Origin of the sequence: Bradyrhizobium genosp. SA-3, from assembly GCF_004212635.1 — a bacterium.
Lineage (GTDB): Bacteria > Pseudomonadota > Alphaproteobacteria > Rhizobiales > Xanthobacteraceae > Bradyrhizobium.
Map to the genome: position 1 here is coordinate 1 of NZ_PSRT01000030.1, position 21,122 is coordinate 21,122.

Annotated in this window: 24 protein-coding genes; 16 read left to right on the top strand and 8 right to left on the bottom strand. The window is 65.0% G+C overall.

The features are described from left to right. Nucleotides 1–243 (bottom strand): tautomerase family protein (locus CWO91_RS12650; protein WP_130213747.1); only part of this gene is annotated, 243 nt, incomplete at its 3' end. Between the two features lie 3 nt (nucleotides 244–246). After that, nucleotides 247–1,332, bottom strand: coding sequence for a LacI family DNA-binding transcriptional regulator (locus CWO91_RS12655; RefSeq protein ID WP_130213748.1), 1,086 nt, complete (start codon nucleotides 1,330–1,332; stop codon nucleotides 247–249). 187 nt (nucleotides 1,333–1,519) lie between these two features. On the opposite strand from CWO91_RS12655, the gene dapA reads away from it, so the two are divergent. The 11 genes from dapA to CWO91_RS12710 all read left to right on the top strand — a co-directional run bounded on the left by dapA (nucleotide 1,520) and on the right by CWO91_RS12710 (nucleotide 10,356). Next, nucleotides 1,520–2,425 carry a 4-hydroxy-tetrahydrodipicolinate synthase gene (gene dapA / locus CWO91_RS12660; protein WP_130213749.1) on the top strand — a complete coding sequence of 302 codons (906 nt, stop codon included), beginning with the start codon at nucleotides 1,520–1,522 and terminating at the stop codon, nucleotides 2,423–2,425. Nucleotides 2,426–2,441: 16 nt separating this feature from the next. Then, on the top strand, nucleotides 2,442–3,632 hold the full coding sequence (locus tag CWO91_RS12665) for a CaiB/BaiF CoA transferase family protein (protein ID WP_130213750.1): 1,191 nt from the start codon (nucleotides 2,442–2,444) through the stop codon (nucleotides 3,630–3,632). Beyond that, the gene (locus CWO91_RS12670; RefSeq protein ID WP_130213751.1) at nucleotides 3,629–4,792 is read left to right on the top strand and encodes an acyl-CoA dehydrogenase family protein; all 1,164 of its coding nucleotides are present in this window, start codon (nucleotides 3,629–3,631) and stop codon (nucleotides 4,790–4,792) included. Before CWO91_RS12665 ends, CWO91_RS12670 begins: the two co-directional genes overlap by 4 nt. Before the next feature lie 11 nt (nucleotides 4,793–4,803). Beyond that, nucleotides 4,804–5,211 (top strand): MaoC/PaaZ C-terminal domain-containing protein, encoded by a 408-nt coding sequence (locus CWO91_RS12675; protein WP_130213752.1) that lies wholly within the window; start codon nucleotides 4,804–4,806, stop codon nucleotides 5,209–5,211. 3 nt (nucleotides 5,212–5,214) lie between these two features. Beyond that, a complete protein-coding gene (locus tag CWO91_RS12680) occupies nucleotides 5,215–5,646 on the top strand; it encodes a MaoC family dehydratase (protein WP_130213753.1) in 432 nt (143 codons plus the stop codon). Next, the gene (locus CWO91_RS12685) at nucleotides 5,643–6,596 is read left to right on the top strand and encodes a dihydrodipicolinate synthase family protein (protein WP_130213754.1); all 954 of its coding nucleotides are present in this window, start codon (nucleotides 5,643–5,645) and stop codon (nucleotides 6,594–6,596) included. Before CWO91_RS12680 ends, CWO91_RS12685 begins: the two co-directional genes overlap by 4 nt. Before the next feature lie 11 nt (nucleotides 6,597–6,607). Next, on the top strand, nucleotides 6,608–6,910 hold the full coding sequence (locus tag CWO91_RS12690) for a DUF4286 family protein (protein ID WP_245471228.1): 303 nt from the start codon (nucleotides 6,608–6,610) through the stop codon (nucleotides 6,908–6,910). Between the two features lie 122 nt (nucleotides 6,911–7,032). Further along, nucleotides 7,033–7,869 (top strand): ABC transporter substrate-binding protein, encoded by an 837-nt coding sequence (locus CWO91_RS12695; protein ID WP_091883617.1) that lies wholly within the window; start codon nucleotides 7,033–7,035, stop codon nucleotides 7,867–7,869. Nucleotides 7,870–7,888: 19 nt separating this feature from the next. Further along, a complete protein-coding gene (locus CWO91_RS12700) occupies nucleotides 7,889–8,620 on the top strand; it encodes an amino acid ABC transporter permease (RefSeq protein WP_130213756.1) in 732 nt (243 codons plus the stop codon). Then, nucleotides 8,617–9,408 carry an amino acid ABC transporter ATP-binding protein gene (locus CWO91_RS12705; protein ID WP_130213757.1) on the top strand — a complete coding sequence of 264 codons (792 nt, stop codon included), beginning with the start codon at nucleotides 8,617–8,619 and terminating at the stop codon, nucleotides 9,406–9,408. The genes CWO91_RS12700 and CWO91_RS12705 overlap by 4 nt, the downstream gene beginning before the upstream one ends. Nucleotides 9,409–9,426: 18 nt before the next feature. Next, nucleotides 9,427–10,356: a dihydrodipicolinate synthase family protein gene (locus tag CWO91_RS12710; protein ID WP_245471229.1), complete on the top strand. Its 930-nt coding sequence runs from the start codon at nucleotides 9,427–9,429 to the stop codon at nucleotides 10,354–10,356. A gap of 98 nt (nucleotides 10,357–10,454) precedes the next feature. Here CWO91_RS12710 and CWO91_RS12715 read toward each other — a convergent pair whose 3' ends face one another. Genes CWO91_RS12715 through CWO91_RS12740 form a run of 6 tightly spaced genes read right to left on the bottom strand, consistent with a single transcriptional unit; the run spans nucleotide 10,455 to nucleotide 16,022 of the window. Continuing rightward, nucleotides 10,455–11,759, bottom strand: coding sequence for an LLM class flavin-dependent oxidoreductase (locus CWO91_RS12715; protein WP_130213758.1), 1,305 nt, complete (start codon nucleotides 11,757–11,759; stop codon nucleotides 10,455–10,457). 4 nt (nucleotides 11,760–11,763) lie between these two features. Next, nucleotides 11,764–12,522 carry an ABC transporter permease gene (locus CWO91_RS12720; protein WP_130213759.1) on the bottom strand — a complete coding sequence of 253 codons (759 nt, stop codon included), beginning with the start codon at nucleotides 12,520–12,522 and terminating at the stop codon, nucleotides 11,764–11,766. Further along, nucleotides 12,519–13,280 (bottom strand): ABC transporter permease, encoded by a 762-nt coding sequence (locus CWO91_RS12725; protein WP_245471230.1) that lies wholly within the window; start codon nucleotides 13,278–13,280, stop codon nucleotides 12,519–12,521. The genes CWO91_RS12720 and CWO91_RS12725 overlap by 4 nt, the downstream gene beginning before the upstream one ends. Before the next feature lie 50 nt (nucleotides 13,281–13,330). Further along, entirely contained in the window at nucleotides 13,331–14,347 is a 1,017-nt protein-coding gene (locus tag CWO91_RS12730; protein WP_130213761.1) for an ABC transporter substrate-binding protein, read from the bottom strand. 23 nt (nucleotides 14,348–14,370) lie between these two features. Further along, nucleotides 14,371–15,162 carry a class II aldolase/adducin family protein gene (locus tag CWO91_RS12735; protein WP_130213762.1) on the bottom strand — a complete coding sequence of 264 codons (792 nt, stop codon included), beginning with the start codon at nucleotides 15,160–15,162 and terminating at the stop codon, nucleotides 14,371–14,373. Beyond that, nucleotides 15,159–16,022: an ABC transporter ATP-binding protein gene (locus CWO91_RS12740; RefSeq protein WP_130213763.1), complete on the bottom strand. Its 864-nt coding sequence runs from the start codon at nucleotides 16,020–16,022 to the stop codon at nucleotides 15,159–15,161. The genes CWO91_RS12735 and CWO91_RS12740 overlap by 4 nt, the downstream gene beginning before the upstream one ends. Nucleotides 16,023–16,286: 264 nt before the next feature. Here CWO91_RS12740 and CWO91_RS12745 point away from each other — a divergent pair, with 264 nt between their 5' ends. The 5 genes from CWO91_RS12745 to CWO91_RS12765 all read left to right on the top strand — a co-directional run bounded on the left by CWO91_RS12745 (nucleotide 16,287) and on the right by CWO91_RS12765 (nucleotide 21,114). After that, nucleotides 16,287–16,964, top strand: coding sequence for a GntR family transcriptional regulator (locus CWO91_RS12745; protein ID WP_208753017.1), 678 nt, complete (start codon nucleotides 16,287–16,289; stop codon nucleotides 16,962–16,964). A 67-nt stretch (nucleotides 16,965–17,031) separates the two neighbouring features. Beyond that, complete coding sequence (locus tag CWO91_RS12750) at nucleotides 17,032–17,811, top strand: SDR family oxidoreductase (protein ID WP_130213764.1); 780 nt, start codon at nucleotides 17,032–17,034, stop codon at nucleotides 17,809–17,811. Nucleotides 17,812–17,818: 7 nt separating this feature from the next. Then, nucleotides 17,819–18,964: a pyridoxal phosphate-dependent aminotransferase gene (locus CWO91_RS12755; protein WP_130213765.1), complete on the top strand. Its 1,146-nt coding sequence runs from the start codon at nucleotides 17,819–17,821 to the stop codon at nucleotides 18,962–18,964. Nucleotides 18,965–18,975: 11 nt separating this feature from the next. Beyond that, nucleotides 18,976–19,857, top strand: a complete 882-nt coding sequence (locus CWO91_RS12760; RefSeq protein WP_165405396.1) for an alpha/beta fold hydrolase — start codon at nucleotides 18,976–18,978, stop codon at nucleotides 19,855–19,857. Between the two features lie 3 nt (nucleotides 19,858–19,860). Next, nucleotides 19,861–21,114 carry a Zn-dependent hydrolase gene (locus CWO91_RS12765; protein ID WP_130213766.1) on the top strand — a complete coding sequence of 418 codons (1,254 nt, stop codon included), beginning with the start codon at nucleotides 19,861–19,863 and terminating at the stop codon, nucleotides 21,112–21,114. Nucleotides 21,115–21,122 lie beyond the last annotated feature (8 nt).

A 21,122-nucleotide genomic window follows, 5' to 3' on the forward strand; every position in this document is an offset into this window, starting at 1 on the left:
GGCGCGCCGCTCGGCCTCGCTGCGGCGGAAGGCGTGCACCTTGAGCAGGATGCGCTGGCCGGCGCCCTGCGGTCCGAATTCGCCCGCATGGGCGTAGTCGTCGGGTGAGATCGGGAGAAAATAGAGCGTGATCGTATCGGCGGTCACGCCGAATGCCGTCACCAGGCTGTCGGTTACGGACTTCGCCAGCGCGGCCTTGCGCTGCCTTGGGACTTGCGGGGCGAGCACTTCGACATAGGGCATCGATCAGACCTTCGCGGGCTTGGTCGCAGACGATTTGGATGAAGACGATTTGGACTTCGCGGATTTCGCAGGGGCCGGGGCGTCGATCTGGCGGCAGGAGTCGCGCTTGATCAGCCGGGCGCCGACGCGATATTCGCGAACACGCTCGCTGCCGTTGCCCCTCGCGTCCATGCGATGCAGCAGCCGGTCGACGGCGAGATTGGCAAGATCCCGCGCGCCGTTATCGACGATGCTGATGGCCGGGCGATGCCATTCGAACCACGGCATGTCCTCGTAGCAGAGCAGCGAGAGATCATCTGGAATGGCGATGTTCCGTTCCGCCGTCACGCGCAGCACGCCGAGCGTAGCTTCGTGATTGGCGACGAAGATCGCGCTCGGCGGGCGAGGAAGGTCGAGCAGCTTGCGGGCGCACGTCGCGCCGGTCTCGGGCACGTAGTGGCCGGCATGAATCAATGTGTCGTCCCTGGCGATTCCGGCCTCGCGCAAGGCGCGGACATAGCCGGACAACCGTTCGCGGCCCGACGTGGTGTCCTGGCGGCCGACGATCAGCCCGATGCGCTTGTGCCCGAGCTCGATCAGGTGGCGCGTGCCCAGATAAGCGCCTTGCGGGTCGTCGGCGAGCACGGTCTCGAGATCGGTCGCGTCATCGCGCCGCACCAGGCAGACGATGGGCACGTCCTTCGAGAGTGTCTTGAGCTGGGCACCGTTCTTGCCTGTCGGCACCACGATCAGCCCGTCGATGCGGTGGTCGACCAGCGTGGTGAGGGTGTCGCTCTCCTGCTCCGGATCGTCGCCGCCGATGCACAGAAGCATCTGATAACCCAGCGCCTTCAGGCGCGCCTGCACCACTTCGGCCATCACCTGGAACGAGGCGTTGGTCAGATTGTGGACGAGAAGCGCCACGAGCCGCGATTGTCCGGTTTTGAGGCCCCGCGCGATCGGGTTCGGCCGATAGCCGAGCTCGCGCGCGATGCGCACCAGGCGCTGCTGCGTACGCTCGCTGGTCAGGCCGGTTCCCGTCAGCGCTCGGGAAGCAGTGCTGACTGAAACGCGGGCCGCCTGTGCCACATCTTTGAGCGTGACGCTCATCAAACCTGCCGATAGACTGCAAACGATTGCAGAAACGCTATGAGCTTATTCTTCGTGGATCAAGCTCAAAAAATGGATGGTGTTGCCCAATGCAGAGCCATTTATGCAAACGATTGCATAGCGTGTGCGGATATTCCGCAGACTTCATCCATCGCCTGAATTCACCCGAGCATCCGGCAGTTCCCCGATGAAGACGTTCCGCGGCACCTACACCGTAATGATCACCCCGTTCACGGCAGCGGGGGCGGTCGATGTCGCGGCCTTGCGCGCCTTCGTCGACTGGCAGATCGCGCAGGGTATTCATGGGTTGATCCCGCTTGGCTCGACCGGTGAGTTCCTGTCCATGGACGATGACGAGAAGGCGCTGGTTGCGGAGGTCGTCATTCGCCAGGCCGCGGGCCGCGTGCCGGTGCTGATCGGCACCGGCGCAGAGGATACGCGTGAGGTGGTGCGCCTCAGCCGCCGTGCCGAAAAACTGGGCGCCGACGGCGTGATGATCATCCCGCCGTTCTATTCGACGCCGACCGACGACGAACTCGTCCATCACTACAAGACGGTTGCCGACGCGATCGCGCTGCCGATCATGGTCTACAACAATCCGGCAACCGCTAACGTCGACCTCAAGCCGCAGCTCGTGGAGCGCATCGCCGAGATCGACAACTGCCTCTATATCAAGGAGTCGACGCTGGAGGTGACGCGCGTGCGCGATATCATCCGCCTCTGCGGCGACAGGATGACGGTGTTCGGTGGCATCCTCGGCTTCGAATCCTTCGTCGAGGGAGCGCAGGGCTGGGTGGCCGTGGCTTCCAATGTCGTGCCGTCCGAGATGGCGCGCATCTTCAGCCTCGTCGCCGACCACGGTGCGATCAAGGAAGCACGCGAGCTCTATCTCAAATACCTGCCGGTGATCGAATTCGTCGGCGGCCAGGCCTATGTCGCCGGCAGCAAGGCGCTGCTCGGCCATATGGGCTTTGCAGCCGGCCATCCGCGTCCGCCGCGCCTGCCGCTGCCGGCTGCACAGGATGCGGCCGCACGTGCCCTGGTCAAGACGTTCGATCTCGTGTGGCGCAGCGCGCCAATTGCAGCTGCCTGAAGTGAGGTGTGAACGGATGAACCTGCTCGACGGCGTCAAGATCCTCAGCTTCAATCACTATCTCGCTGGTCCCCTGGCCGCGCAGACACTCGCCGATCTCGGCGCGGACGTCATCGCGGTCGAGCCGATCGAGGGAGCGTTTCAGCGCAACTGGGCGGTCGCCAATCATTTCGTCGCAGGCGACAGCGTCAATCATCTGGCGACCGGACGTAACAAGCGCAGCCTCGCTGTCGATCTCAAGCATCCCGACGGCATTGCCGCGGTGAAGAAGCTGGTCGCGACCGCCGACGTCGTGATGGAGAATTTCCGCCCCGGCACCATGGCCAAGCTCGGTCTTGGTTACGACACGCTCAAGGCAATCAATCCCGGCCTGATCTATGCGGTCGCAACCGGCTTCGGATCGGAGGGACCTTACAAGGATCGTCCCGGCCAGGACCTGCTGCTCCAGGCGATGTCGGGCCTTGCGATGCGGACCGGGCGGGCGGACGGCGAACCGACGGCGGTCGGCGCTGTCATCGTCGATCAGCATGCCGCCTCGCTCTATGCCATGAGCATCCTCGCGGCGCTGTTTGCCCGAACGAGAACCGGCAAGGGGCAGCTGGTCGAGGTCAACCTTTATCAGGCGGCGCTCGATCTCCAGGTCGAGCCGCTGACCGCCTGGCTCAACGGCGCGCCGTCGCCGACGTCGCGCGGTCCGGCGGGCATCGCAGCGTGGTTCAGCCCCGGTCCCTACGGCATTCACGCCACGGCCGACGGCCATCTCGCGATTTCCATGGCCTCGCCCAAGGCGCTCGCGGTTGCGCTGGAGAGCGAGGAGTTGAAGCAGTTCGGCGACACCGACAGTTTTTCGAAGCGCGAGGAGATCACCGGGATCGTTGCAGCCCGGCTGAAGCAGAAGTCGGCGGCGGAATGGCTGCCCGGGCTGGAAGCTGCACGGGTCTGGCACGCGCCGGTGCAGGATTATCGCGACCTCGAGTCCGATCCCCAGCTCAGGCATCTCGGCGTGTTCAAGAGCGCCGAGAGTGCGGGGGGCGCGCCGATCCGCATGGTCGCGCATCCCGCGCGCTATGACGGCCAGACCCCGGAAGTGCGGCTGGTGCCGCAGCGGCTCGGTGCGCAGACGCGCGAGGTGCTCGGCGAGATCGGCTACGGCGCCGCGGAGATCGAGGCGATGGTCGCCGGCAAGGCTATCGGGGTCGCGCGATGATCGATTTTTCTGTCCCCGAAGAGACGCGCCTCTTGGTCGACACCGTCCGGCGCTTCGTCGAGACGGAGGTGCAGCCGCTCGAAGACGTCGTGGAGCAGACGGCCAAAGTGCCGGCCGATGCGCTCGCGGTCACAAAGGCCAAGGCACAGAAGCTCGGCCTCTACGCCATGAATATGCCGGCGGACGTCGGCGGCGGCGGGCTAACTTGCGTCGAGCATTGCCTGGTTGAGGAAGAGTTCGGCAAGACGTCGGATGCGCTGATCCGCCGCGTGTTCGGCCAGGTCTATCCGATGCTGATGGCCTGCCAGGGCGACCAGGTCGAGCGCTATCTGCTGCCGACGGTGAAGGGCGACAAGATCTGTGCCATGGCGATCACGGAGCCGGGCGCCGGTTCCGACGCGGCGTCGATCAGCACCACGGCGCACCTCGATGGCGATACGTGGGTCCTCAACGGCACCAAGCATTTCATCAGCGACGGCGACATCGCCGACTATGTGATCCTGATGGCGCTGACCGACAAGGCGAAGCGGGCCCGCGGCGGCATCACCCTGTTCCTGGTCGACCGGAGTACGCCCGGCTTCAAGGTCGCGCGCACCCAGCCGATGATGGGCCATCGCGGCTACGGCCATGCCGAGCTGAGTTTTGAGGACTGCCGCATTCCTAAGGACGCGGTGCTCGGCGAGGTCGGCGGTGGTTTCAAGCTGATCATGCAGAGCGTGCTGCAGATCCGCCTCGCCCATATCGGCGCGCGCGCCGTCGGCATGGCGCAGCGCGCGCTCGAGATGATGCGCAAGCATGCCGGCGAGCGGCGTCAGTTCGGCCAGCTGATCGGCGACTTCCAGATGGTGCAGAAGCTGATCGCCGATTCCGCCACCGAGATCTTTGGCGTCAAGATGATGGTGATGAATGCCGCTTGGGACATCGATCAGGGCAGGGATGCGCGCGACAAGGTCTCGATGATCAAGGTCGCGGCCTCCGAGATGCAGGGCCGCGTGGTCGACCGCGCCATCCAGGTGTTCGGCGGCATGGGTTTCAGCAAGGACCTGCCGCTGGAGCGCATGTATCGCGACGCCCGCGTCACCCGCATCTACGACGGCACCTCCGAAATTCACCGCATGCTGGTTGCGCGCAGCACCATCAAGAACGGCTTGCAGCTCTAGGGAAGCGATCGATGTCTCACGCACCTCTCAAGCCCGGCGCCGCCTTCGCCTTTCGCAAGACCATGACGGTGGCCGAGCAGGCGATGTTCACCGGCATCAGCGGCAATCTCGGCGGTCTCTATGTCGACGCCGTCCGCGCCAGAAAGGCGGGCGCCTCCAACATGGTCGCCTTTGAGCTCGCCGTCGGCGGTCTTGCCACGACGTGCCTCAGCCAGCTCGGCGGGCCGACGCGGCGGATCGGCAGCATCGCGCTGAACTTTGCCGCGCCGGTGATCGTCGGCGAGTCCGTCGAGGCCAGGGCGGAGATCGTCTCGATCGCCGGCGATGATGCGGTCTGCCGTGTCACCTGCACGCTGTCGCCCTCGGGCACGACCGTGGTGGACGGCACCGCAACCCTGGTTCCCTTCATGAAGGCCTGAGCCATGTACGAGCCGAAATCCTTCGACGATCTCAAGGTGAATGACAGGGTCAGCCTGAGCAAGACCATCACCGAGGCGGATGGCGCGCTCTATATCGCCGCGACCGGCGATTTCGGCCCCGTTCATGTCGACGAGGTCTATGCCGGCGCGACCCGCTTCGGCCGCAGGCTGGCGCCGGGGATCATGGTTGCGGGTCTTTGCACCAGCATCCTCACCAGCGAACTCGTCGGCACCATCGGCGTCTCCGTTGAGGATCGGTTCTGGTTCACCGGGCCCGTGTTCTACGGCGACACGCTTACCTTCGACGTCTGGATCGCCCAGCAGCACGATGAGACCCGCACCATCATCTGGGAGGCGAGCGCGCGCAACGAGGGTGGCCTCGAAGTGCTGAAGGCACGGGCAAGCTTGAAATTCCCGCGGCGCAAACCGTCATGAGCAAGGCGACGAAGAAAACGGATTTGCGCGGCGTGACGGTCGCAACCGTGCTGCCCTTCAGGGACGACAGCTCGATCGACTGGGACGGCTACGCCCGCGTGCTGGACCATTGCGCCTGCCCGGATGGAATCGCGGCGGTGTTCGTCAACGGCCATGCCGGCGAGGGCGGGTCGCTCTCGGACGACGAGCGTCAGGCGGTGATCTCGCGGACGCGCCGGCTGATCGGCAGCAAGCCCTTGCTGGCCGGCATCATTGCGCATTCCACCGCCGAGGCGATCCATCAGGCCCAGCTCGCGGAATCGGCCGGCGCCGATTGCGCCGTGCTGTTCCCGCCCGCGCCGCTCGGCGGCGGCGCCTCGGCGACCTCGCGCGCGCCGGTGGCTTTCGTGCAGGCGGTCAGCTCCGCAATCGGAATTCCCGTGTCGATCTTCCAGTATCCGCTGGCGTCCGGCTTCGGCTATTCGCCGGAGACCCTCGCGACAATCGCGGCGCTCGACAGCGTCATCGCCATCAAGGAAGGCAGCGATACTATGCTGGCCTATGATGAGAACCGGCGGGCGGTGAAGCAGGCCGCGCCTTCCGTCGCGATCCTGCCGTCGAATTTCAACTGGTTCCTGCCGCAGCTCGCGGTCGGCGGCGACGGCATTCTCTCCGGACTCGTCAGCCTCGCGCCGCATCTGTTCGTCGCGCTCTGGCAGGCCTCGCTTGCCGACGATCTCAAGGCGATGCGCGCCGTCAACGAGCGGCTCTATCCGATCGTCCGCGCGATCTACGGGCCTGCGCCGATCATGGACATGCACACGCGCATGAAGGTCGGGTTGAAGGCCCTCGGCCTGATCCGCAACGCCGATCCAAGGCCGCCGCTGCTGCCGGTTCTGCCCGCGCTGTGCGAGGCCATTGCAACCACCGTCGGCGCGGCGCGCGCGGCCGGTGACATCCGTCTGGCATGAGGGGCGAGCCGATGCCGGACGAAGCCTTCATCCACATCGTGCGGGTCGACATCGATCCCGAGCACGAGGCTGCGTTCAACGCCTGGTACGAGCAGAGGCATTTTCCCGATCTGCTCGCCTGTCCCGGCTGGCTCTCGGCAAAGCGCTTCGTCTCCATCGGCGACGGGCCGAAATATGCCGCCATGTACGAAGTCGCGGGGCGATGGGCGTTCGAGACGCCGGAGTTCCTGAAGGTGAAGGGTTTTGGTCCGTTCGAATCCCTGGTGAAGAATTTCATGCGCATCCAGCTGAGGCCGATGTCGGGACCGGCCTGAGCAGATCGAAGATCATGCTGCCTGCCGTGTCGCGAGATCCGGCCGGCCGCATCCAAGAAACGGCGAGGGGGAATCCCGGGCGAGGAACTGCATCGGTCATTGGCGTCTTACTGGAGGAATTCATGGTCTCGACACTGCTTCGCTTGAGCGCGGCCGCCGCACTCGTTCTCGCATCCACGGCGGTGCATGCCGCCTGTACGCCCGCAATCACCGACGACAATCTGATTGCGCCGGGCAAATTGCAGCTCTCCATCAACCCGACCAATCCGCCACAGCAATTCGTCGACAAGGACGGCCAGCTGCAGGGCCTCAACGTCGAGCTCGCCGCCGAGCTCGGCAAGCGGTTGTGTCTTCCGGTCGAACTCGTCCGGATGGATTTTCCGGCGATGATCCCTGCGCTCAACGCGGCCCGCATCGACGGCATCGACACCGGCATGTTCTGGACCGAGGAACGTTCCAAGCTGATGTACATGGTGCCTTACGCGATTCAGGCCATTTCGGTCGTAGTTGCTCCCGACAGCGGCACAAAAATTGCTACCGAAAACGATCTGATCGGAAAATCATCCGCCGTTGAGGTCAGCAGTTACCAGATGAACTGGCTCAAGAAGCTCAGCGATGCCAGCGCCGCGAAAGGCGGAGCCGCCGTCGAGATGCGGACGTTCCCCACTGCCACCAACGTCGTCAGCGCGCTGCTAGCGGGACAGGTCGACAACGCCCTGCTCGTCGATAGCGTGGCGCGCGACCTCACCAGCCGGGGCCGCGTCAAGGAAGTGCTGAGCGGGCTCGGCACGGCGCGCACGACGCTCGGCTTCCGCAACAAGACGGTGGTCGATGCCGTCGTCAAGGCGCTGAACGCTATGCGGGCCGACGGCAGCTACCAGGCGCTGTTCGACAAGTTCGGCCTGACCAGCATGCCGGCCGACCAGCCGCTTGCGATCGCCGGCCCCGGTCCGGCCTGATTCTTACGGAGACGAGCCGATGAGCCATTTCAGTCCGACGGCCGCCGTCAGCTATTTCTTCAATTACTTCCTGATGAAAGGAGTGCTCGTCACCATCGGCTTGACGGTGGCGGCGGTCGTCGGCGGATTGATCCTCGGCATGGGCATCGCGTTGCTGCGCATGTCGTCCAATCCGGTGCTCGCGGGTGCGGCGCGCTTCTACATCTGGTTCTTCCGCGGCACGCCGCTCCTGATCCAGCTGGTGGTGATCTACAGCGGCTTGCCGCAGCTGGGCATCAAGTTCAGCGTGATCACCTGCGCGCTCGTCGGCCTGATCCTCAATGAGGCGGCCTATCTCGCCGAGATCGTGCGCAGCGGCTTCATGGCGGTGTCGGCGGGACAGCGCGAGGCCGCCTGGGCGCTCAGCCTGTCGCCCTGGGTCACATTCCGCCGCGTGACCTTGCCGCAGGCGTTCCGGTTGATGATCCCGCCGCTCGGCAACTCCATCAACTCGCTACTGAAGGCGACCTCGCTCGCCTCCGTGATCTCGGTCGAGGAGCTCATGCGCCGCAGCGACATGCTGATGCAGGAGCATTTCCAGATCTTGGAAGTCTATGCGGCGGCAACGGCGTATTACCTGATCCTCACATCGGTCTGGGACGCGGTTCAACGCCGGCTTGAGAAGCATTTCGGTCGCTCGAGCGCGGCGAAAACCAGGCGCGTCGCAGTGAGCGCGCCGGTCGCACAGGCGAGTGTGGGGGCCCGCGCATGAGCGAGATATCGATGACCTCGGCCGAAGGTGCAACAGTGCAGCCGCAACTCGGTGAGGTTCCGGCGGTCCGCATGGAGGCGGTCTACAAGCACTATGGCGATTTCACCGCGCTCGACCAGATCGATCTCAAGGTCGCCAAGGGCGAGAAGATCGTGATCTGCGGTCCCTCGGGCTCCGGCAAGTCGACGCTGATCCGCTGCATCAATCACATCGAGAAGCACGACGAGGGGCTGATCTACGTCAACGGCACCGAACTCGATCGCCAGCGCAAGAACATCGACACGGTCAGGCGCGACACCGGCATGGTGTTCCAGAGCTTCAATCTGTTTCCGCACATGACGGTGCTGGAAAATTGCATCCTGGCGCCGATGACCGTGAACGGTATGTCGGAGGCCGAGGCCAGGGACCTCGCCATGCATTTCCTGACCAAGGTCCGGATTCCCGATCAGGCCGAAAAATTCCCCGGGCAGCTCTCCGGCGGCCAGCAGCAGCGCGTCGCGATCGCACGCGCGCTGTGCATGCGGCCGAAGATCATGCTGTTCGACGAGCCGACTTCCGCGCTCGACCCGGAAATGGTCAAGGAGGTGTTGGAGACCATGAAGAAGCTGGCGGAAGAGGGCATGACCATGCTGTGCGTGACCCACGAGATGGGCTTTGCCCGCGAGGTCGCCGACCGTATCGTGTTCATGAACGAGGGCAAGGTGGTTGAGCAGGCCGCGCCCGAGGAATTCTTCAAGCATCCAATGTCCGAACGGGCGCGGACGTTCCTCGACCAGATCATTCACTAGGTGGCGATGTCGGCCGGGATGCGGAGATTCAGCGATCGCCTGCGCGGCATTCACGCCGCCACCATCGTGCCGATGACTCCCGATTTCGAGATCGACGAGGCGCAGCTCGCAGCCCATCTCGCATCGGTTGCGTCCACGCCTGGCATCAATGGGCTCCTCGTCAACGGCCACGCCGGCGAGAATTTTGTGCTGTCGCTGGCCGAGAAGCGGCGCGTGGTGGAGCTGGCGCGCCGGCACGCGCCGAAGGACTGCCTGATCGTCTCCGGGGTCAATCATGAATCGAGCCTGGAGGCCGCGAGCGAGGCGGCGGCGTTGCAGCAGGCCGGTGCGGACGGGCTGCTGGTGTTTCCGCCCAACAGCTGGGCGCTCGGCCATGCCGATGATTGCGTGATCGAGCATCACCGCCGCATCCGTGATGCGACGACCGCGCCGCTGATGCTCTACGCTGCGCCCGTCGGCGCTGGCGCGATGGTCTACGCTCCGCCGCTGCTTACGCGGCTTGTCGCCGATACCCGTTTCGTTGCGGTGAAGGAAGGTAGCTGGGAGGTTGCGACCTACGAACAGAATCTCAGGCTGATCCGGAAACTGCGGCCGGACTTCGTCGTGCTCGGCTCGGGCGACGAGCATCTGCTGACGAGCTATCTAATCGACTCGACCGGCAGCCAGGTCAGCCTTGCCTGCGTCGTGCCGGAGCTTGTGGTCGGCCTCTGGACTGCAGCCGAGGCCGGCGATTGGGAGCGGGCGCGCGCCGCGCATGAGAAGCTCTATCCGCTGGCGGCCGCGATCTATCGCGCCCCGCCGGGAGGACGCGCGACCGTGCGGCTCAAAGCCTGCCTGAAGCTGCTCGGACGCCTCTCAAGCGACGCCGCGCGGCCGCCGCAGCCGGCGGCGACACGCGATGAGTTGCAGGCGCTCGAGCAGGCACTGCAGGCCGCCGGCGCGCTCTAAAGCGCAATGAGATTTGGATGAATCGTCATCGCGCTTCAGGTTGTTGTTTGCGCATGATCTTTCCGGAAAACCGCTTCGCACGTTTCCGGATCATGCGTCTAGGCCGCGAAGAACGGATTGGCCGGCCGTGCGAGGCCGAGATGATCGCGCAACGTTGTGCCCTCATAGTTCGCACGGAACAGCCCGCGCTCCTGCAGGATCGGCACGACAAGCTCGACAAAGTCCTCGAAACCCTCATGGAAGTAGGGCGGCATCACGTTGAAACCGTCGGCGGCATGCTCCTCGAACCAGAGCTGGAGCGTGTCGGCGATGCGCTCGGCCGAGCCGCACAGCACCCAATGGCCGCGGGCGGCGGCGGTGAGATTGTAGAGATCGCGCAGCGTCATGTTCTCGCGGCGCCCTTTGGCGAGCATGACGCTGGCGAAGCTGTGATAGCTGTCCGACGGTGCGATGTCGGGGATCGGCCCGTCGAGATCATAGGCCGACATGTTGCGCCCGAACCGGTCGGACAGGATGGCGAGCGCATTGCTGCCGCTGACAAAGCTCTGGAGTGTGTTGAGCTTCTCAAACGCCTCCTTGTCGGTGCGGCCGACCACGGGCATCACGCCCGGCAGCACCGTGACGTCCTCCGGCCTGCGTCCGAACGCCGGCAGGCGCGTCTTCAGCGAGGCGTAGCCGGCCTTGGCTTCCTCGATGTCCTGCACCACGGAGAATACGATGTCGGCCGTGCGCGCGGCGAGCGCCTGTCCGGCCTCGGAGCCGCCGGCTTGGAGCACGACGGGCCGGCCTTGCGGGCTGCGGCCGATGTTGAGCGGGCCCTTCACCTTGAAGAACGCGCCGTCATGGTCGACCGAGCGGAGCTTTGCCGGATCGATGTAGACGCCGCTGGCGCGGTCGGCGACGATGGCGTCGTCCGCCCAGCCGTCCCACAGGCCCTTGACCACGTCGAGGAATTCGCCGGCCATCTCATAGCGGCGGGCGTGGTCGGGATGCGTGGTGCCGAAATTCGCCGCTGTTGCCGGATTGGCCGTCGTCACAGCGTTCCATGCGGCGCGCCCCTTGGAGATATGATCGAGGGAAGCAAACACGCGCGCGACCGAGAACGGATCGCTGTAGGTGGTGGAGACGGTGGCGCCGAGGCCGATGTGGCTGGTCGAGGTCGCGAGCGCGGCCAGCATCGTCAGCGGCTCCAGCCGCAGCGTGTAGGAGGGATGGGCGGCGGCATCGGCATAGAGATTGTCGCCCATGAAGATCAGGTCGAACTTGCCGCGCTCGGCGGTGCGGCCGATCTCCTGGATTGCCGCAAAATCCTGGAAGCTGTCGACCGCGCCGGGATAGCGCCAGCCCGCGACATGGCTGCCGGTGCCGAGGATGAACAGGCCGAGATGCATCTTTCGTTTCATGGCGTCATGTCCAGAACAGGATTTTTCGCTCGAGGAAGCCGATCAGGCCGAAAAAGGCGAGGCTGGCGGCGGACGCCACGAAGATCGCCGACCAGACCTGGACGAAGTCGATCTGGAGCACGGCCTGGTAGATCACCCAGCCGAGCCCGCCATGGGCGCCGAGCATTTCGGTGACGATCGCCACGATCACGCTGCGCACCGTGGAGACGCGCATGCCGGCGAGCAGCAGCGGTAACGCGGTCGGCAAGCGCAGGCGCCACAGCACGCTGAAGCGGCTCGCGCCAAAACTCTTCATGAGGTCGACGGCGCGGCGATCGACCCGGTCGAGCCCGGCCAGCATCGACAGCAGGATGGTGAAGCTCACCGCCATCGCCACCATCACGATCTTCGAGCTGACGCCGATGCCGAACCAGAGCAGGATCAGCGGCGAATAGCCGACCACTGGCACCGAATTGATCGCGGTCGCGAGCGGCAGGATCGCAGAGCGAAGCGCCGGCACCAGGGCGATGGAGACGGCAAGGGCGATGCCGATCAGGCAGCCGAGTCCGTAGCCGGCCAATGCCTCGAGCAGGGTGTAGCCGGCGGCGTCGATGAGTGTTGCACGCTTGGACCAGAAGCCGACGAGGATGTCGCTGACGGCGGGGAGCACATAGGCCGGCAGATGCAGTCCGCGCGCCGTGCCTTCCCAGCACGCGATCAGGAGGACGGCGCCGAGAATGCCGCGCTGGACGGCGAGCGAGGGGGAGGCGAGCGCGCGGCTCATTGCTCGGCGCTCCAGAACACGAGGTGACGTTCAACCGCGGCGACCACCGCATAGAACCCGGTGCCGAGCAGGGCCGCGGCGAGCAGGGCGGCCCAGATCGCAACGACGTTCTCGGTGAACATGGCCTGGAGCAGCAGCACGCCGAGCCCGGTGGTGTCGCCGAACCATTCGCCGACGATCGCGCCGACGAGGCTCAGCGATGCCGCGAGCCGCAGCGCCACGAAGATCTGCGGCAGCGCGGTCGGAAGCTGCAGGCGCAGCAGGAGCTGGCGGTTGGAGGCGCCAAAGCTGCGCATCAAGGCGACCTGCTTGGGATCGACGGTCTCCAGGCCCAGCAGCGTGTTCACCGTCACGGGAAAGAAGGTCAGGTAGAATGCGATGATCGCCTTGGCGAGCAGCGTATTGCCGAACCAGAGCACGACCAGGGCGCCGAAGGCGATGACCGGAATGGTCTGCGACACAACGAAGATCGGGAAGATCATCTCGCGCAGCGCGCGGACGCGGAAGAACACGACGCCCATGAGCACACCGAACGTGCCGCCGGAGGCGAAGCCGATCAGCGTCTCGGCGAGGGTCCGCAGGAAACCGTCGACATAGGCGCGGGGCGTGGCCGCCATGGTCAACAGGATCGTGCTGAGGCGCGGCAAGTAATAGGGCCGGATGCCGAACAGCAGCACCGCGCCTTCCCAGATCACCGCCGCGATGGCGAGGCCGAGCAAGAGCCGGATCAGCTTGCGCAGCGAATCCGGCATGGGCATGGGCCGCACAGCCGCTCGGCCTTCACCCCGCGATGTCGTGGCAGGGCTGCTCACGGCAGCCGGTCCGCCGCCGGGACGCTTTGGATGAAGCTGGCGTCATAGGCTGCCGCGAGATCGACCGGCTTGGAGATCACGCCATACTTCAGGAAGAAATCATGCGCGGTCTTGACCGCCTCGTTATCGATCCAGAACATGCCGTTCTTGGCCGCCGCGCCTGCCGTCATCAGGCGCTTGACTTCGGTCAGCATGAACTCCTGCTGCGCGCGGTCGAGCGTCGGAGCTGCCGCCATCACGGTGTCGACGGCACCCTTGGGATCGGAGAAGGCATCCTTCCAGCCCTTCAGCGAGGCGCGCAAAAACGCCTTGACCAGCTCAGGCTTCTCCTTGGTGGTCGCCTCGGCCACGATCAGCGTGTCGCGCGGGAAGGTGATGCCGTAGTCCTCGGCGACGAAGGTCTTCAGGTTGTCCTTCGGCATGCGGGACTGGATGGTGTAGAACTCGTTGTAATAGGTCGCCGTGACCACATCGACGCTGCCGTCCACGAAGGGCGTCACCGACACCTGCTGCGGTTGGATTTTCAGCTCATCTGGCTTGATGCCTTCCTTGGCGAGCATGCCGTTCAGTACGTGGTTGGCGCCGGTGAACCAGGTGGTGACGGTCTTGCCCTTGAAATCCTGGATCGTCTTCACCGGCCCGTCCTTGCGGGTGACGAAGATGAACGGCGTGATCTGGTGCGACACGCCGATGCAGACGATCGGCAGCCCCTTGTCGCGGGCCGCGAACACGCTGTCGGTGCCGCCGGAGAGGCCGAACGTGTCGGCGCCGGTTGCGACCAGGTTTTCGGTCAGCAGGTTAGGCCCGCCGGGATTGATGGTGAGGTCGATGCCCTCGGCCTTGTAGTAGCCCTTGGCGGCTGCGACGTAGAAGCCGGCGAACTGGGCCTGCGGCAGCCATTTCAGGCGCAGGCTCGCCTTCTGCAATTCGGCGGCGGGCGCAGCCGTGACAAGCGAGCCGGTCGCCAGTGCGATGGCGGAGAGGACGGAGAAAGCGTGGCGTCGGCTCAACATGGTCATGCTCCAGGCGGTGAAAATCAATTGCGATAGGATGGATCGGTGCGGTCGAGTTGGCGCATCAGCGCGGGCCACTCACGTTCGCCGGGCACGAGGATGTCGCCTTGCAATTCCCAGAACTGGCAGGCGGCCTTCTCGCAGACCTCGTGCGGCGGCATCACCAGCGTGGCGCCGGACGCGGCGGCCGCCTGCATCTGAAGCTGGATCCGTGCGGCGCGCTCGAAATAATAGAGCAGCATGAAGGCCTCGCCCGGGGTCCGGCCAACGGTGAGGATGCCGTGGTTGCGCATCAGCATCACCTTGTGCGGGCCGAGATCGCGCACGAGGCGCGCCTGCTCGTCGAGATCGATGGCAACGCCTTCGTAATCGTGGAAGGCCTGGCGCTCGTAGAAACGCATCGCGAACTGGCTGAGCGGAAGCAGGCCCCTCTCCTGTCCGGACACCGCAACGCTCGCGTCGGAATGAGTGTGCAGCACGCAGGCCGCGTCGTGGTTCGAGATGTGGATCGCGGCATGGATGACGAAGGCCGCGACGTTGACGGCCTGCGGCGTGTCGTCGAGCTTGTTGCCTTTGGTGTCGATCTTGACGAGGCTCGATGCCGTGATCTCGTCGAACAGCAGCCCGTAGGGATTGATCAGGAACTGATCCTCGTGGCCGGGGACACGCAGGGAGATGTGGTTGTAGATCAGATCGTCCATCCCGAGCTTGGCGACCATGCGATAGCAGGCCGCGAGCTTGATGCGGGCATCCCATTCGGCAGGTTCAATGCCGCGCGGCGCGGCTTGCGGTTCTCTCGCTGACATCGCGTTCACTGCCGTTTCTCCTGCGCGATGGAGGACTGGAACGACTTCATGCTTTCCTCCTCGATCGCATCGAGCAGCGTGCGCTTGAGGCGCACGAATTCGGGAGAGGTGACGATCTCGGGCCGGCGCGGCCGCGGAAGATCGATGACCTGTTCGAGCTTCACCGAGCCGGGACGCGCGGTCATGACCAGCACGCGGTCGCCGAGGAAGATCGCCTCGTCGACGTCGTGGGTGATGAAGAGGATGGTGCGGCGGTATTTCTGCCAAACATCGAGCAGCCAGCGCTGCATCATCGCCCGCGTCAGCGCGTCGAGTGCGCCGAACGGCTCGTCCAGCAGCATCAGGTCGCGCTCGAACAGGAAGGTGCGCATCAAGGCGACGCGCTGGCGCATGCCGCCGGACAATTGATTGGGAAATTGCTTCTCGAAACCGGCGAGGCCGAACTCGGGCAGCATCTTGAGCGCTTTGGCGCGGGCCTGGTCGCGCGGCATGCCCTCGACCTCGAGCGCGAGGATGGCGTTGTCCACCACGTTGCGCCAGGGGAACAGCAGGTCGCGCTGCGGCATGAAGGAGACGCGGCCGAGCAGGTCGGCGGCATGGCAGCTCTTGCCTTCGAAGCGCAGGATGCCGCCGGCATCGGGCTCTTCGAGACCAGCGACGATGTTGAAGAGGGTGCTCTTGCCACAGCCGCTCGGGCCGACGACGGTGACGAACTCGCCGGGGGCGACGTTCGCCTGAAGTCCCGAGAGTGCCGCAACGGCGCCGAAAGTCTTGTTGATCGCGCGCAGCTCGAGCAGCGGCTCAGGCGTCGGGTGAGCCTGCGGGGCTTCGACGGTGGGTCCGGGATGGGGGAGGCGGGCAGCCTGCACCGTGATGTCCTTGTATAATGGTAGCGGCCATTCGCATACGAAAGCGGACCGCGTTGAAATCTCTTAGCAACTCGTGTGCCAGTGCGATTTCCCGGCAAATCAGGCATAAGACTTGCGAGATCTGCGGCGAACTTGCCCGGAGCAGCGCGTGTCTCTGCGCGAAAATCAGTCCTTTCGCTAGAAGATGAGCGCCTTTTTGTATACTTGTGCTGATATCGGAGAAACATGATGGCGGATATTGGTGCACATAGCGGAGGCAGGCGTGTGAAAAATGGGCACGAAACCCTCGCCGCAAGCCCCGGCATGACGCTCGCCGAAAGCCTGCGCCAGAGGCTCGAGGGTGCGATTGCAGCCGGTCATCTGGAGCCGGGCAGCCGGCTCGACGAACAGGAGATTGCACAGCGCTTTGGCGTCTCCCGCACGCCGGTACGGGAGGCGTTCCGCCTGATGGCGGCGAATAATCTGGTCGAGCTGCGCGGCCGGCAGGGGGCGACGGTCCGCAGCATCAAGGCGCAGGCGCTGATCGAGATGTTTCAGGTCATGGCGGAGCTGGAGGGGCTCTGCGCGCGACTTGCCGCAAGGCGCGTCTCTCAGGCCTGGGGAGCTGAAATAGACGAGATTCATCAGCGGCTTTTCGCTGCGGGCAAAACCGGCGACATCGACGTCTTCTATGACATCAACCAGGAGTTCCACGAAGCGATCTACGAGGCCTCGCGCAATACTTTCCTCGCCGAGCAAACCCGCAAGCTGCGCAATCAGGTGGCGGCCTATCGCCGCCGGGTCACGCGCATGCCGAACCGGATTGCCGACACTGTCCGTGAGCACGAGGCGATCATGCAGGCGATCCTGGCGCACGATCCCGAGCGGGCTCACAGCGCCATGCGCGACCACGTCAATCTGCTCGGCGACAATCTTTTGGACTTCCTCGCCGCCTTCGAATGATCTTCCGGTCTCTTGGTATGCAAATTGCTAGACCTTGTATATCTAGCTTGCATCCTGGAGATCCGGAGTGGACCTGAAGCTGACGAACAAGACCGCCCTGATTACCGGCGCGTCGAAAGGAATTGGACTTGCGGTGGCCGAGCTCTTCGCCACGGAGGGGTGCCATCTGCATCTCGCCGCCCGCAACGGCGAGGCGATGCTCCAGGCCAAGAAGCAGCTCGAAGCTCGCCATGGCGTAAAGATCACGATCCATGCGCTCGATCTGTCGAGCACTTCTGCGATGGAGAAGCTCGCGGTCGAGGTCGGCGACATCGACATCCTCATCAACAATGCCGGCGACATCCCGGCCGGCTCGCTGGAGATCCTCGACGACGCCGCCTGGCGGCGCGGCTTCGATCTCAAGGTGTTCGGCTACATCACGCTGTCGCGTCTTTATTATCCGCGGATGAAGGGCAAGGCCGGCGTCATCATCAACATCATCGGCAATTCCGGTGAGAACTGGGACGCGAGCTACATCGCAGGCTCCACCGGTAATGCGGCGCTGATGTCCTTCACCAAGGCGCTCGGCGGCCGCAGCCTCGATCACGGCGTGCGCGTCGTCGCGGTCAATCCGGGGCCGGTGGCCACCGACCGCATGCTGAAGATCATGAAGCGCAAGGCGATCGACATGCTCGGCGACGAAAGCCGCTGGGAGGAGCTGTTCGACAAATATCCGGGCAAGCGGCCCGCGACATCGGAAGAGGTCGCCGATCTCGTCGCCTTCCTGTCCTCGCCGCGGTCGGGCTACATCACCGGCACCGTGGTGACGATCGACGGCGGCATTGCCGCGCGCGGCTCGGTGATCTGAGGCGTCGATGTCGGGGTCTCAATCCGCGGCGCTGGTCCGCAATCGCTATTTCGACGAGCTCTCGGCGACGCCGGGGCTCTTCTGGCTCGGCCAGAACACCAACCATATCGAGAGCCATCCCGCCGTGCGCGAGTCGATGCTGCGCTCGATCGAGGCGGGCGAGTTCAACGCCTACGCCCCGCCGCTCGGCTTCGAGGCGCTGCGTGCCGCCATCGTCGCCGATCTCGGCACGCCGGGCGCAGAAGCGCTGGTGACCGAGGGCGGCGTCAACGCGCTGGCGATGATCTGCCGCGCGCGCTGCAAGCCGGGCACCACGCTGGTGACGACCGATCCGACCTGGAAATGGCCGTGCCTGTTCGCGCGCCAGCAGGGTGCCGAGGTGATCGAGATTCCGATCTACGATCCCGCCTGTAACTATCGCCTGACGCCTGAGGCGTTGAAGGCGAATGTCGATGAGCGCACCGCGATTATCTATCTCGTCGACCCTAACAATCCGCTCGGCATCCGCTACACCCGCGAGGAGATCGAAAGTTTTGCCGCGATCGCGCGCGATTGCGGCGCGCTGCTGGTGCACGATTGCACCTATCGCGATTTCGCCGACGGCCACACGCCGGCGCTTCACGTGGCTCCGAAAGGCTCCGTCGTCTCGACCAGCTTTTCCAAATGGCTTGGGCTCGCGGGCCTGCGGATCGGGGCGCTCGTCGCAGCGCCTGATCTGTTCGAGGAACTGGCGCAGACCTCCACCAGCGTGCTTGGCGCAAGCGTCATCGCGCAGCGCGCGGCGCAGGCGGGGCTGTCCGTCAAGGCCGAGTGGATGAAGAAAGTCCGCAGCATCGACCGCGCCAACAAGGCGATGATCCAGGAGGCGGCAGGCGTGATCGACGGGTTGGCGCTGCCGATCATGCCCTCGCACGGCAACTTCCTGGTGCTCGAAACCATCGCGGCGGGCATCCGCCCGGAGGCGCTGGTCGAATGCTACCGCCGCCACGGCATCATGATCCGCCAGGGCACCTATCACACCCAGCGCTTCGGCGACCGTTTCGTGAAGATCAGCACCTCCGTTCCGCAAACCTGGGTCGAAAAGCTTTGCACATTGCTGCCGGAGATGGTCGCGCAGGCGCGCACGCTCAACGATCTGCCGCCGCAATTCTAGGGACGATGCCGATGACAATGATCACAGCAAAAGACGGCATGAAGCTCCATGTGGAAGAGGCCGGCGAGGGCACGCCGATCCTCTTCATCCATGAATTCGGCGGCAATCACGACAGCTGGGAGCCGCAGCTGCGTTATTTCAGCCGGCGCCATCGCTGCACTACCTACGCCGCGCGCGGCTATCCGCCATCGGACGTGCCTGACAGCTTGGAGGCCTATTCGCAGGCGATTGCCGCAGACGATGCGGTCGCCGTGCTCGACGGGCTCGGAATCGACAAGGCGCACATCGTCGGGCTGTCGATGGGCGGGTTCTGCACGGTCCATTTCGGCTTGCGCACGCCAGAGCGCGCGCTGTCGCTCACCGTGGCCGGCGCTGGCTATGGCTGCGAGAAGGAGTTCGAGGACTATTTCCGCGGCGTCTCGCTCGAAGTCGCCGACAATTTCGAGAAGCGGGGCGCTAAGGAGTTTTCGAAGATTTATGCGCTCGGCGCGAGCCGGGTGCAGTTCCAGAACAAGGATCCGCGCGGCTGGAAGGAATTCGCCGACCGTCTCGCCACGCATTCCGATCGCGGCGCCGCCAACACCATGCGGGGCGTGCAGGCGCGGCGGCCGTCATTCTATGACCTCGAGGACGGTTTGAAGAAGATGATGGTGCCGACACTGGTTATCGTCGGCGACGAGGACGACCACTGTCTCCAGCCCGGGATCTTCCTGAAGAAGACCATTCCAGCCTGCGGCCTCTCGGTCTTCCCCAGGACCGGCCATACGCTCAATCTCGAAGAGCCTGCCGCGTTCAACGCGCTGCTTGCCGAGTTCATCGCCCAGGTCGAGGCCGGACACTGGCTGCCACGCGATCCCCGCGCGCGGCCGGGCCAGATCATGCGCACGAAATAGCCGATGACGAGCTCGCCCCTGATCAACGCCGACCGGCTCTGGACCCGCCTGATGGCGCTCGCCGGGATCGGCGCAACGCCGGCCGGCGGGGTCAACCGTCAGGCGCTGAGCGACGGTGAGATAGCCGCCTGGCGCCGCGTCATCGGCTGGGCGCTCGAAGGGGGATTGACACCGTCGACGGATGCTGCGGGAAACCTGTTCCTGACGCTGGCGGGCCGTGATCGCGCCGCGCCGCCGCTGCTGCTCGGCAGTCATCTCGACAGCCAGCCGACCGGCGGGAAGTTCGACGGCGCCGCCGGTGTCATGGCCGCGTTGGAGGCAGCGATTTCACTTGCGGAGCAAGGTGACAAACCCACGCGCGACGTCATCGTCGTCGCCTGGATGAACGAGGAAGGCTCGCGCTTCGTCCCGGGCATGATGGGCTCGGAGGCCTTTACCGGCGAGCGCGACATGGACGCGATCCGCGCAGCGCGCGATGCGGACGGCATCAGCGTCGGTGAGGCGCTCGACCGCCTCCTCCAGGCTTTCCCTGACATGCCGCACCGGCCGCTCGGCTTTGCTGCCGGGGCCTATCTCGAATTGCACATCGAGCAGGGACCGCTGCTGGAAGCAGCCGCCTGCACCATCGGTGTGGTCACCGGCATTCAGGGCAAGAACACCTTTCAGGTCGTGATCGAGGGCGCGGAAGGTCACGCCGGCACGCTGGCGCAGTCGGAGCGGCGCGATGCGCTCGCGGCCTTTGCCCGTGTGGCGGCTGCGCTCCATGCCGAGGTCGGCGCAGTCGATGCCGACATCAAGTTCACCATCGGCCGGGTTGCCGTCGTGCCGAACGCGCCGTCAGTGGTGCCGTCGCGCGTCAGCTTCAGCATCGATCTGCGTCATCCTGACAATGCCGTGCTCGATGCGGCAAGCGCGCGCATCAAGGATCTTTGCCGGGAGAATGCCCCGCCGTGCTCGGTTACCGTGAGCCCGCTCGTGGATGCGCCGTCGAACGTCTTCGATCCGCGCCTGCGCGCGAGCATCGCGAAGGCCGCGCGTGAGCAGGGACATTCCGCCATGGCGATCCTCTCCGCTGCCGGTCACGATGCGCGTCATCTCGCCAAGGTTTGTCCGGCTGCGATGATCTTCATCCCCTGCCGCGACGGGGTGAGCCATGTCGAGCATGAATGGGCCGAGCCCGATCATGTCGCCGCGGGAGCATCCGTGCTGGCACAGGTGTTGCGCGAGCTCGCGTTCGCGCCTGCCATCGAGGCGTGAGGACATCG